Origin of the sequence: Pseudomonas sp. NPDC085632 (genome assembly GCF_044541255.1) — a bacterium.
Classification (GTDB): Bacteria; Pseudomonadota; Gammaproteobacteria; order Pseudomonadales; family Pseudomonadaceae; genus Aquipseudomonas.
Genome location: NZ_JBITSX010000012.1, coordinates 80,705 through 94,747, shown reverse-complemented (window position 1 = coordinate 94,747; position 14,043 = coordinate 80,705). Strand labels below are relative to the sequence as shown.

3 protein-coding genes are annotated in these 14,043 nt (G+C 61.9%); 2 read left to right on the top strand and 1 reads right to left on the bottom strand.

Annotated features, from left to right (window positions below; all coding sequences use genetic code 11):
* Positions 1-4 precede the first annotated feature (4 nt).
* Together ACIF4X_RS11735 and ACIF4X_RS11730 are read left to right on the top strand one after the other, a co-directional pair.
* Positions 5-12,325 (top strand): non-ribosomal peptide synthase/polyketide synthase, encoded by a 12,321-nt coding sequence (locus tag ACIF4X_RS11735; RefSeq protein WP_397482246.1) that lies wholly within the window; start codon positions 5-7, stop codon positions 12,323-12,325.
* Positions 12,326-12,400: 75 nt separating this feature from the next.
* Positions 12,401-13,357: an alpha/beta hydrolase gene (locus ACIF4X_RS11730; RefSeq protein ID WP_397482245.1), complete on the top strand. Its 957-nt coding sequence runs from the start codon at positions 12,401-12,403 to the stop codon at positions 13,355-13,357.
* A gap of 491 nt (positions 13,358-13,848) precedes the next feature.
* Here the strand turns inward: ACIF4X_RS11730 and ACIF4X_RS11725 are convergent.
* Positions 13,849-14,043, bottom strand: a 195-nt coding sequence (locus ACIF4X_RS11725) for a hypothetical protein (protein ID WP_397482244.1), incomplete at its 5' end; no start/stop codon positions are given.

Here is a 14,043-nt window from a genome sequence, read left to right as displayed (position 1 = left end):
ACGCGTGCAAGAGTTAATCGAGTCGGTAGGACAACTTTCGGCTAAGCAAAGAAAGGCTCTGGCGGTTCTGCTCAAGCAGAAAGGCGTCAACCTCTTTGACATTGCCCCGGTTTTCAAGCGCACGGCTGAAGAGCCGTTGCTGCTGTCCTACGCTCAGCAGCGCCAGTGGTTTCTCTGGCAGTGGGCGCCGCACAGCGCGGCCTACAACATTCCGACGGCCCTGCGTTTGCAGGGCCCGCTGGATGTCAGCGCGCTGGAGCGCAGCGTTCAGGCGCTGATCGAACGACACGAAACCTTGCGCACGGTGTTCTCCCAGGAAACCGCGCAACCCTTGCAAGTGGTCCTGCCCGCAGGACCCTTTGCACTGGAGACTCATCAACTGAGCGCTGAGCTGGCGAACGACGCGGATGCCTCGATCCAGGCATTCGTGCAGACCCAGAGCCAGAAAACTTTCGACCTGCAGCACGGCCCGCTCTTGCGCGCAGCGCTGCTGCAAGTCTCCCCGAATGACCATGTGTTGGTGCTGACTCTGCACCACATCGTCTCCGATGGCTGGTCGCTGCAAGTGATGATCGAGGAACTGGTGCAGCTTTACGCCGGTTTCAACCTCGGTCACGACGCCGGTCTGCCGGCCTTGCCGATTCAATACGCCGACTACGCCTTGTGGCAACGGCAGTGGATGGAGGCCGGTGAGCAGGAGCGGCAACTGGCTTATTGGCAAGAGAAACTGGGCGGCGAGCAACCGGTGCTGGAACTGCCGATGGATCGTCCGCGTTCCATCGAGCAAAGCTTCGCCGGCGCCAGCCACAACCTGATTCTCGACCCGGTGCTGAGCAACGCGCTCAAGGCCTTCGCCCGGCAAGAAAACGTCACCCTGTTCGTGGTCTTGCTGGCCTCGTTCCAGGCCTTGTTGCACCGCTACAGCGGTCAGGCCGACATTCGCGTCGGCGTGCCGAATGCCAACCGCGGCCGGGTAGAGATCGAGCGGCTGATCGGCTTCTTCGTCAACACTCAGGTGCTCAAGGCTGATGTCGACGGACAGATGCCATTTGTCGATCTGTTGCGTCAGGTCAAACAGACCGCGCAGCAAGCGCAGGCCCATCAGGACTTGCCGTTCGAACAACTGGTCGAAGCGCTGGAGCCTGGCCGCAGCCTCAGTCACAGCCCGCTGTTCCAGGTGATGTTCAACCATCAGGCCGAACGCCGCGCGAGCGTCGAAACCCGTTTGAATGGCCTGAGTATCGAACCGCTGGAGTGGCAGAGCCAGACCGCACAGTTCGACCTGACCCTCAATACCACCGAACAGGCGCACGGCATCGAAGCTGTGCTCAAGTACGCCACGGATCTGTTCGACGCGGTGACCATCGAACGACTGGCACAACACTGGAACGCGTTGTTGCGGGCCATCGTCGCCGAGCCGACGCAGCGCATCGGCCAGTTGCCGATGCTTGATGCGGGGCAGCAGCAACAACTCTTGGCGCAATGGAATCCTGAGCGGGTCGAGCAACCGCTCGAACAGTGCATTCACCAAGCCATCGAAGCGCGGGCCGAACGTTATCCCGACGCGGTCGCCGTGACGTTCGCCGGGCAGCGCCTGACGTACGCCGAACTCAATCGCCGCGCCAACCAGTGGGCGCATGCGCTGATCGCGCGTGGCGTTGGCCCGGACGTGCGCGTTGGTGTTGCGGTCGAGCGTTCGTTGGACATGATTGTCGCCATTCTTGCCGTGCTCAAGGCCGGTGGCGCTTATGTGCCGCTGGATCCGGGTTATCCGGATGATCGTTTGAGCTACATGATCGAGGACAGCGGCATCGACCTGCTGCTGACCCAAGGCCATCTGCTCGCGCAACTGCCGGTGCCGCCGGGGCTGGCGTGCCTCGATCTGCATCAGGCGCCAGAACACGGCATTGAAACCAACCCGCTGTGCCTGACCACGCCGGACAGTCTGGCGTACGTCATTTACACCTCCGGTTCCACCGGTAAACCGAAGGGCGCATTGCTGCCGCACGGCAACGTCATGCGGCTGTTCAGCGCTACTGAGCACTGGTTCGATTTCGGCCCGCAGGACAGCTGGACGCTGTTCCATTCCTACGCCTTCGACTTTTCGGTCTGGGAGATTTTCGGCGCGCTGTTGTATGGCGGCAAACTGGTGGTGGTGCCGCATGACATCACCCGTTCCCCGGAAGATTTCTACACGCTGCTGTGCGATGAAAACGTCACCGTGCTGAACCAGACGCCGTCGGCGTTCAAGCCATTGATGCAGATCGCCAGCGAGTCGCTACGCAATAACTCATTGCGCTACGTCGTGTTTGGCGGTGAGGCGCTGGAAGTGCAGAGCCTGCGCCCGTGGTTCGAGCGTTTCGGCGACTGCGCGCCAACGCTGATCAACATGTACGGCATCACCGAAACCACCGTGCACGTGACTTACCGTCCGCTGTCGATGGCTGATTTGCAACAAAGCCACAGCAGTCCGATCGGCGAGCCGATTGTCGACCTGTCGTGGTACTTGCTCGACAGCGCGCTCAACCTGGTGCCGCAAGGCTGCATCGGTGAGTTGTACATCGCCGGCGCCGGTCTGGCCCGCGGCTACCTGAATCAGGCCGGCATGACCGCCACGCGATTCGTTCCCGACCCCTTCAATCCGCAGGCCGGCGAGCGCCTGTATCGCACCGGTGACCTGGCGCGGCTGCGCGGCGATGGCGTGATCGAATACATCGGGCGGATCGACCATCAGGTGAAGATCCGTGGTTTCCGTATCGAGCTGGGCGAAATCGAAGCGCAACTGCTCAAGCACCGCGACGTGCGTGAAGCCGTAGTGCTGGCGGTCGACGGTATCAGCGGCCAGCAACTGGCGACGTGGATTGTCGCGAACGAAGTGCTGGACGGCGAAGGGCAGGGTGCACTGCGCGATTCGATCAAGGCGCATTTGCGCGAAACCCTGCCCGATTACATGGTCCCGGTCAGTTGGGCGTTCGTTGAACGCCTGCCGCTGACGGCGAACGGCAAACTCGACCGCAAGCAACTGCCGCACCCGGAAGTTGCGCAGGTGCAGGAAGTCTATGCCGCGCCGCGCAACCAACTGGAGCAGCGTCTGGCCGAGATCTGGCAGGACGTGTTGAAGGTCGAGCGCGTCGGGCTCAATGACAACTTCTTCGAGCTGGGCGGCGACTCGATCATTTCGATTCAAGTGGTCAGCCGCGCCCGTCAGGCGGGCATTCGCTTCACCCCTAAAGACATCTTCCAGCACCAGACCGTGCAGCGTCTGGCGACCGTCGCGCAACAGAGCGACGCGGTGCAGATGCAGCAGGGCGATGTGCTCGGCGACGCGGTGCTGACGCCGATCCAGCACTACTTCTTCAACAGCGACATTCCGGCGCGGCATCACTGGAACCAGTCGATCCTGCTGACCCCGGCCACCGCACTGCAAGCGGCGCCGCTGGAGCAGGCGTTGTTGCAGCTGCAACGGCATCACGACGCCTTGCGTCTGCGTTACCGCCAAACCAACGCTGGCTGGCAACAGAGCCATGCGCCTGCGGATCAGGCGCAGGCCTTGCTGCGCACGGTCACACTGGACGACAGCGCCGCATTGCCAGCGCTTTGCCAGGAGTTACAACGCAGCCTTGATCTGCTCGATGGCCCGCTGATTCGCGCGGTGTTGGTCGACTTGCCGGACGCCAGCCAGCGTCTGTTGCTGGTCATTCATCACCTGGTGGTCGATGGCGTGTCGTGGCGGATCCTCCTCGAAGATTTGCAAAGCGCTTATCAACAACTGAGCGGCGGTCAGGCTGTGCGTCTGCCGGCCAAGACCAGCGCGTTCAAGGATTGGGGCAAGCGCCTGCAGGAGCATGCCCGCAGCGCTGAGCTGGAAAGCGAACTGGATTACTGGCGCGGGCAACTGCGCGATGTGTCGGTCGAACTGCCGCTGGACAACCCGCAAGGCCAGTTGAGCAACCGTTTCGAACGCAGCGTCGATACGCGTCTTGATGCCGAACGTACCCGCCAGTTGCTGCAACAGGCACCGGCGGTTTATCGCACCCAGGTCAACGACCTGCTGCTGACCGCGCTGGCCCGTGTGCTCTGTCAGTGGACCCACACCGACAGCGCACTGGTGCAGCTTGAGGGGCACGGTCGCGAAGACCTGTTCGATGACGTCGACCTCAGCCGCACGGTAGGTTGGTTCACCAGCATGTTCCCGGTGCGCCTGACCCCGGACGCCAGTCTGGAAACCTCGATCAAAGGCATCAAGGAGCAACTGCGCGCGATCCCGAACAAAGGTATCGGCTATGGTTTGCTGCGTCATCTGGGCAGCGCCGAATCGCAAGCGGCGCTGAACGGTCTGGTGCAACCGAAGGTGACGTTCAACTACCTCGGCCAGTTCGACAATAACTTCGACGAAGGCGCCCTGTGGGTGCCGGCCACCGAAGACAAGGGCGCCGGCCAGGATGAAAACGCGCCGATGGCCAATTGGCTCACCATCGATGGCCGGGTTTATCAAGGTCAGTTGAGCCTGACCTGGACTTACAGTGGCGATGTCTTCGAAGAGAGCACCATCAACGCACTGGCCCGCGCTTATGAAGTGGCGCTGGGTGAGTTGATCGACCATTGCCTGAACCACCCGAGTGGCGGTTTGACGCCGTCGGATGTGCCGTTGGCCGGGTTGTCCCAGGCACATCTGGACAGCTTGCCGATGGCCGCCCAGCGCATTGAGGACATCTATCCGTTGGCGCCGATGCAACAAGGCATTCTGTTTCACAGCTTGTACGACGCCGATGCCAGTGCCTATGTCTATCAAATGCTGCTGGATATCGATGGCCTCGACGTGGCGCGTTTCCAGCAAGCCTGGCAACGTGTGGTGGATCGCCATGAAGTGTTGCGCGCCGGGTTCATCTGGGGGCGTGACGGTCTCGATGCGCCGCTGCAAGTGATCAATCGCCAGTTGACCCTGGAAATGCCGGAAGTCGACGTGCGTGGTATGGCGGACTTGCCAGCCGTGCTTGAAGCGCGGGCGCAGGCGGATCGCGAGCGCGGTTTCGATCTGCAAAACCCGCCGCTGCTGCGCCTGTGCCTGTTGCGCACCGCCGATGACCGCCATCGGCTGATTTTCACCTGCCATCACATCCTCATGGATGGCTGGAGCAACTCGCGGATGTTCGGCGAGGTATTGCAGGATTACGCCGGTTACCCGGTGCCGAGCGCGCAGGGTCGTTACCGTGATTTCCTGGTCTGGCTGCAAGGTCAGGACAAAGCCGCGTCACAGGATTTCTGGCGCGGACAACTGGCCCCACTGGACGAACCGACCCGACTGGCCTCGGCCTGCCATGGTCGTACCGTGCCAGGGCCGGGCAAGCAGATGCATCGCCTGCATTTCGACCAGGCTTTCACTCAGCGCCTGAACGGTTTCTCCCGTCAGCAGCAAGTGACCCTCAACAGCCTGGTGCAAGCCGCGTGGCTGTTGGTGTTGCAGCGCTACACCGGGCAGGCCACTGTGGCCTTTGGCGCCACGGTGTCCGGGCGTCCGGTGGATCTGCCGGGCATCGAACAGCAATTGGGCCTGTTCATCAACACCTTGCCGGTGATCGCCAGCCCGCCAGCCACGCTCAGCGTCGGCGACTGGGTGCGCAGCGTGCAGGACAAAAACCTGTTGCTGCGCGACTACGAGCAGACCCCATTGCAGGACATCCAGCGTCTGGCTCAGTTGAGTGGCGAAGCGTTGTTCGACACCTTGCTGGTGTTTGAAAACTATCCGGTGTCCGAAGCGCTGGAAGCCAACCCGGGCGGTTTGCGTTTCGCCGGTCTGGAACACCGCGAGCAAACCAACTACGGTCTGACCCTGATCGCCGGGGCCAGCGACGTCCTGAACCTGGACTTCAACTACCTCACCGAGCACTTTGCCGAACGCAGCGTGCTGAGTCTGGCTGGGCATCTGGAAGAAGTGCTGCGTCAGTTCATCGAGGCGCCGCAACGTCGGCTCGGTGAGATCGGCCTGTTGCCACTCGCCGAACGCCAGACCCTCGCGCAATGGAACGACCATCAGGCCGCGTACCCCGCTGAGCGATTGATCCCGCAGAGTTTTGAGCTTCGCGTCGCGGCGCATCCGCAAGCACTGGCGCTGAGTCATGCCGGCGCCGCCCTGAGCTATGCCGAACTCAATCAACGCGCCAACCAACTGGCTCATCATCTGCTGGCGCTGGGTGTCGGCGCGGAAATCCGCGTGGGCGTGGCGATGCCGCGTTCGGCGGAACTGGTGATCGCCCTGATGGCGGTGCTCAAGGCCGGTGGCACCTATGTGCCGCTGGACCCGGACTACCCGGCGGATCGCGTGGCCTACATGCTCGACGACAGTCAGGCGAAAGTCTTGCTGACGCAGCAGTCGCTGCTGGCGCAACTGCCGCAGACCGATGCGCAGGTGGTGCTGGTCGAAGCCGGTGGTGCCGCATTTGCCGAGCAGCCTGCGGACAATCTGGCTGCGCGGGGTGATTCCGCGAATCTGGCTTACGTGATTTACACCTCCGGTTCCACCGGCAAACCAAAAGGCGTGGCCATCGCTCACCGCAACGTGCAGGCGCTGATCCACTGGTCTGCCGAGGTCTACAGCGAAGACGATCTGCAAGGCGTATTGGCGTCAACGTCGGTGTGCTTCGACCTGTCGGTGTGGGAGATTTTCGTCACCCTCGCACGCGGCGGTTCGATCGTCATGGCGCGCAATGCCCTGGAACTGCCGGACTTGCCGGAGCGCGATCAGGTGCGACTGATCAATACCGTGCCGTCGGCGATTGCCGCGCTGCAACGCACCGGGCAAATCCCGCCGGGCGTGCGCATCATCAACCTCGCCGGCGAGCCGCTGAAGCAGAGTCTGGTCGACACGCTCTACCGCGAAACAGCGGTGGCGCATGTCTACGACCTGTACGGGCCTTCGGAAGACACCACCTATTCGACCTGCACCCGCCGCGAACCCGGTGGTCAGGCGAACATCGGCCGGCCGCTGGTCAACACCACCGCGTACATGCTCGACGGTCAATTGCAGCAAGCGCCGCTGGGCGTTGCCGCCGAACTGTACCTGGCTGGCGACGGCATCACCCGTGGCTACTTGTTCCGCCCGGGGCTGACCGCCGAGCGTTTCGTGCCCAATCCATTTTCGAGCAGCGGCGAACGGATGTACCGAACCGGTGACTTGACCCGCTTCAGCGAGGACGGCCGAATCGAATACGTCGGGCGCATCGACCATCAGGTCAAGGTGCGCGGCTTCCGCATCGAACTGGGTGAAATCGAAGCACGTCTGCTCGCTCAGGACAGTGTGCGCGAAGGCGTGGTGCTGGCGGTGGATGGCCACAGTGGTCAGCAACTGGTCGCGTATGTAGTGCCAGGTGACAGCAGCCTCAGCTTCGAAGAACAGGACGACTTGAGCGAAGCGTTGCAGACCTCGTTGAAGGCGCATCTGCCCGAATACATGGTGCCCGCGCAGTGGCTGTTCCTTGATCAGTTGCCGCTGACACCGAACGGAAAACTCGACCGCAAAGCCTTGCCGGCACCGGACGTCAGCCAGTCGCAGCGTGAATACGTGGCGCCATCGACGCCGCTGGAGCAGCAACTGGCCGAGGTCTGGCAGGACATCCTGAAGATCGAGCGGGTCGGCGTGACTGATAACTTCTTCGCCTTGGGCGGCGATTCGATCATCTCGATTCAACTGGTCAGCCGTGCGCGTCAGCAGGGAATTCGCTTCACCCCCAAAGACCTGTTCCAGCAGCAGACCGTGCAGAAACTCGCCACTGTGGTTGCGCTCGAGTCGTCGACCGACGAGGCGCCGGCGGATTATCCGCTGGCCCGACTCGATCAGGCGCAGCTCGATGCGTTGCCGGTGCCGGCGGACATGATCGAGGACGTCTACCCGCTGTCGCCGATGCAGGAAGGCATGCTGTTCCACACCCTGTCGGATAACGGCAGCAGTCTTTACGTGCAACAGGTCAGCCTGCCGATCAAGGGCCTGGACGTGGAGCGCTTCCGCCAGGCGTGGGAATTCGTGATCGCCCGTCAGGCGATTCTGCGCACCAGTTTCCATTGGCAGGACGGTCTGGCCAAACCGTTGCAGGTGGTGCATCGCCATGCGCCGTTGCAAATGCAGGTGCTCGATTGGCGTGACCAGGAGACCAGCGAAGAACGGATTGCCGCGTTCGCCAGCGATGACCGCGCCCTCGGTTTCAATCTGGCCGATGCGCGTTTGTTGCGGGTGACCCTGCTGCGCTTGAGCGACGATCAGTACCAGATGATCTGGACCAGCCACCACATCCTGATGGACGGCTGGAGCAGTTCGCGGCTGTTCGGCGAGGTCCTGCAGTATTACGCCAAGGGCGAAATCATCGGCGAGAACGGTCGCTACCGCGACTTCATCGCCTGGCTGCAAGCGCAGGATCAGGACGCCCAGGAATTGTTCTGGAAGGCACGTCTGGCGGCGGTCAACGAACCGACGGCACTGAGCCAGGCGATGCACCCGCGCCACAGCGCCGATGTCGCCGGTCACGATGCGATCTATTCGAACTGGGATAAAGCGCAGACCGCTCGGCTGTTGCAGTTCTGCCGCGATCTGCGCATCACCCCCAACACCTTGATTCAGGGCGCGTGGCTGTTGCTGCTGCAACGTTACACCGGGCAGCAGACGGTGACTTTCGGCGCCACGGTGTCGGGACGTCCGGAAAGTCTGGCGAATGTCGGCAACATGCTCGGTCTGTTCATCAACACCTTGCCGATCATTCAGACGCCGCAAGCCGATCAGCGTCTGGCTGACTGGCTGGGCGACGTGCAGGCCTACAACCTCGACATTCGCGATTACTCCCAGGCGCCGCTGGCCGATGTACAGCGCTGGTCCAGCCTCGGTGGTCAGGCGCTGTTCGACAGCATTGTGGTGTTCGAAAACTTCCCGATCGACGATCGCTTGCAGGAAGAAAACGACACCGATCTGACCTTCGGCAAATCCATTGGCCACGGCGTGACCAACGTACCGATGGACCTGGCGGTAATGCTCGGCGACGAGTTGTCGATCGAATACCTGTACCTGCGCAGCCACTTCAGCGCCGAGGCCGTTGTCGGTATTCGCCAGACCATGGAAAACACCCTCGCCGCGATGATGGCGGCGCCGTACGAACGCCTCGGTAATTTGCAGCGTCTGAGCCCCGAACAATGGCAAGCCGCGCAGGCCTGGAGTGCTGAACCTGCGCACACGCATCAAGCGGCGCTGTTGCCGGAACTGATCAGTCGTCACGCGCAACATCAGCCGCAGGCTATTGCTCTGCAATGCGCCGGGATGAACCTGACCTACGCCGAGCTCGAGCAACGGGCCAATCGTCTGGCGCACTGCCTGATCGAGCACGGTGCCGGGCCGGAAATGGTGATCGGCGTGGCCTTGCCGCGTTCGCTGGAAATGGTGGTGAGCTTCCTCGCCGTGCTCAAGAGCGGTGCGGCTTACGTGCCGCTGGACATCGAGTACCCGCCGGAGCGTCTGGCGTACATGATTGAAGATTCGGGCATGGCGCTATTGCTGACCCAGAGCAGCCTGCGCAGCACGTTGCCGGCGCCGCAAGGCCTGCTGCGCCTGGAAATCGATGACCTCGACGAAAGCCGCTACGCCGACCACGCCCCGGAATATCGGGTGCACGAGCAAGGCCTGGCGTATCTGGTCTACACCTCGGGTTCTACCGGGCGGCCGAAAGGCGTCGCCGTGACCCAAGGCCCGCTGAGCATGCACTGTCAGGCCATCGCCGAGCTGTACGAAATGGACGCCAGCAGCTGCGAGCTGCACTTCATGTCGTTTGCGTTCGACGGGGCCCATGAGCGCTGGTTGAGCACCTTGTACAGCGGCGGTCGTCTGGTGATCCGTGACGGTTGCCTGTGGACACCGGAGCAGACCTATCAGGCACTGCACGATTACGGCATCACCATTGCCTGCTTCCCGCCGGCCTATCTCAAACAACTGGCCGAGTACGCAGCGGCCAGCGGTATCGCGCCGCCACCGGTGCGCATCTATTGCTTCGGCGGTGATGCGGTGCCGGATCAGACCTTCGAGCAGGTCAAGGCAGCGCTGCGTCCGCAATACTTCACCAACGGCTACGGCCCAACCGAAACCGTGGTCACGCCGATGCTCTGGAAAGTCCCGGTCAGCCAGCATTGCGAAGCCGCGTACGCGCCGATCGGCCGCGCCGTGGGGGCTCGCTCGCTGTACGTGCTGGACGAGGACCTGAACCCGCTGCCGCCAGGCGTTGCCGGCGAGTTGTACATCGGCGGCTATGGCGTCGCCCGGGGTTATCACGGACGACCTGACCTGACCTGCGAGCGCTTCGTACCCAACCCGTTCGCGGCGGGCGAGCGCCTGTATCGCAGCGGCGATCTGGTGCGTTTGCGTGCCGACGGTGTGGTCGATTACGTCGGCCGTATCGACCATCAGGTCAAGGTCCGCGGCTTCCGCATCGAACTGGGCGAAGTCGAGGCCAGTCTGCGCCAGTTACCGTCGGTCACCGACGCACTGGTGATCGCCCGCGACAATGCCTCCGGCAAGCAACTGATCGGTTATGTGGTCACCGCGACCGGCGAAGACATCGGCGATGAACTCAAGGCGGGCCTGCGCACCTCGTTACCGGAATACATGGTGCCGGCGCAGATCGTTTGCCTCAGTGCTTTCCCGGTGACACCGAACGGCAAGCTTGATCGCAAGGCGCTGCCGGAACCAGAGTTCAAAACCGAGCAATACCTGGCTCCGCGCAACGAGCAGGAAAGCCTGCTCGCGGACATCTGGGCGCAGGTGTTGCAGGTCGAGCAGGTGGGCATCAGCGATAACTTCTTCGAACTGGGCGGCGACTCGATTCTGAGTTTGCAGGTGATCTCTCGCGTCAGAAACCACCCGACGTTGCAGATGGACCTCAAGCTGCGCGACCTGATGCGTTATCAGACCATCGCCGGTATCGTCGAGCAGGACGCGGCGAAGGAGGGCGCGGCACAACCGCAGGCAGACGTCACGCACGTCGCCGCCGAGGGCTTGTTCAATCTCTTGCCGATTCAGGAGTGGTTCTTTGCCGAAGGCATGGCCGAGGCGCATCACTACAACCAGTCATTGCTGTTGAGTGCACGTCAGCCGCTGGACCTCGCGGCACTGGAACAGGCACTGGGCTGGATCGAGCAACATCACGACTCGTTGCGCCTGCGTTTCTCCCACGAAGGCGGGCGTTGGTTGCAGCGTTACTGCGACCTCAGTGAACAGGGTGAAGCGCTGCTATGGCGTCGCGAGGCGGACAACAGTGAGCAAGTCGAAGCCTTGGCCAACCTCGCCCAGCGCAGCTTGAAACTCGACGATGGGCCGGTCTGGCGGGTGATGCATGTCGCCTTGCCGGATGGCCAGGCGCGCCTGCTGGTGGTGATTCACCACTTGGTGGTCGACACCGTGTCGTGGCGAATTCTGCTCGACGATTTGAAAGTGGCTTACGAGGCGTGTGTGCAAGGACGGGAGCCGAAATTGCCGATTCGCACCAGCAGCTACCGCTCGTTCGCCGAGGCCTTGCAGGCACAGGCACCGGTGATTGCCGAGCAGGAACTGGCGTACTGGCTGGAGCAACTGGATCAGCCAAGTGTCGACCTGCCTTGCGACAACCTGCGTGGCAAAAACCTCGTGCGTCAGCAGGCGCAGGCACGGCTCAAACTGTCTCGCGAGCACACTGAACAACTGCTCAAACAGGCCCCGGCGGTGTACGGCACGCAGATCAACGACCTGCTGTTGTCGGCGCTCAGCCGTGCCCTGTGCCGTTGGAGTCAACAACCGTCGGCGTTGATCCTGCTCGAAGGCCATGGTCGTGAAGACCTGTTCGAGTCGATCGACCTGAGCCGCAGTCTGGGCTGGTTCACCAGCATGTTCCCGGTGCGTTTGCGTCCGGACAGCGACGACATTGGCCAGTCGATCGTCAATGTGCAGGCACAGTTGGCCGCAGTCCCGCAGAAGGGCATCGGCTATGGCGTGCTGCGTCATCTGGCTGGGGCTGAGGTGTCGCAGCAACTGGCCGCGCTGCCGCAGGCGCGGGTCACGTTCAACTATCTGGGGCAATTCGACCAGAGTTTCGACGAGCAGGCCCTGCTGGTGCCGGCACTGGAAGAAACCGGCGACAACTACAGCCTCAAAGCCAACCTGGGCAACTGGCTGGAAATTGTCGGCCAGGTCTATGACGGTCAACTGGCCTTGCGTTGCATCTACAGCAGCCAGCGTTATCGCGCCGGCACCATGGACGCCTTGATGAGCGATTACCAGCGTGAGCTGGAGGCGTTGGTCGAGCATTGCATGGTACGCGTGGGCTGATCGCCATACCTTCAGTCATCTCCGGGGGCGTTGCCAGGGCGCGCCCCTTTTTTTGCCGATACAAGGATTTTAGCGATGTCGTTACACCCTGATCTGGAAGCCTTCCTCGACCTGGCCCAAGACAGCCAGGACGCCGGCCTGCCGGCCATGCACCAAATGACCCCGAGCGAGGCCCGCGCGACTTTCGAACAGACCACGGCGCAACTGCGCTGGCCGGCGCCTGAAGACCTGTTGGTCAGCGAAATCGACACGTCGGCGCGCGATGGTGCGCGGTTGGCACTGCGTCTGTATCGCCCCAACGCAGCGGACTCGCCGATGCCGGTGCTGGTGTATTTCCACGGCGGTGGTTTTGTCGTCGGCAGCCTCGATTCTCACGACGGTGTATGCCGCGAATTTTGCCAGCGCACGCCGTGTGCGGTGTTGTCGGTCGGCTATCGACTGGCCCCGGAGCATCGTTTTCCAACGGCACTGGAGGATGGCGAAGACGCCCTGGCATGGTTGGCGGAAAACGCCGTGAGCCTTGGCCTTGATACCTCGCGTGTGGCGTTTGGCGGCGATAGTGCCGGTGCGACCTTGGCCACGGTGCTGGCGATTCAGGCGGTGGTGCAACCGCATACTGTGGTCATCGCGCCGAAGGCTCAGTTGTTGTGCTATCCGGTGACCGATGCTTCGCGCGTGCATGATTCGCGGTTGTTGTTCAGCGAGGGGTATTTGTTGGAGAACGATACGCTTGACTGGTTTTATCAGCATTACGCTCGCAGCCCGGAAGATTATCTGGACTGGCGCTTTTCGCCGTTGTTGGCGGAGGATCTGCGGGGTGTGGCGCCGGCGATTGTGTTGTTGGCGGGTTTTGATCCGTTGTTTGATGAGGGGCAGGCTTATGCCGATAAATTGCGGGGGCAGGGGGTGAGTGTGGAGGTTGAGCATTGTCCAGGGCTGACGCATGATTTGCTGCGGATGGCTTCGGTGATGCCTGATGTTTTGCGGGTGCATGAACGCCTGAGCCGGGGGTTGGCGTTGATGTTGGGGTGATTGGGTATTGGTTGGTTTTTGGGTGAATATCCGTTGCTGCGGTAACGGCTGCTTGGGGTTCCGCCCTTACGGCGGGTCACTTTTTACAAACGCCTAAAAAGTAACCAAAAACGCTTGCTCCTACGTGCGGCCCGCTCGCTGGGGCTCGGGGTTCCTTCGCTGCGGGATCGATCCGGGCGCAGCGCCTACGGTTTGCTTCGCTGCACCTCCTCTCGCTGTGTTTGGCTTCGCCAAACGGTCGCTGCGCTCCCACGCCCGGATCAATCCCTCCACTCAGCCTTCCGACGTCGCCTTACAGATCAAGATCAAAAGCAGGCGAGCTGACACTCGGCCTATTGAGTGGTGAAGAGCACAGCGTGGTCGGCTTTGGTTTTTTGGTGGATTCGCCCCTCACCCCAGCCCTCTCCCGAGGGAGAGGGGGCCGATTTGTGGGCTTTTCAAAATCTGGGTTCGACTCGGTATTTCACTTCGACGTAGCTCTCCCAAACATCTCAGTCAGTCCTCTGTTTTTCTTGGATGGCGAGGGGCTGATTTGTTTGCTTTTTAGAGCCTGAGTTCAACGCGGTATCGCACGCCGGCGTAGCTTGCCCAATCACCTCGATCAGTCCCCTTTTCCTCATGGCGAGGGGCTGATTTGTTTGCTTTTTAGAGCCTGAGTTCAACGCGGTATCGCAAGTCGGCATAGC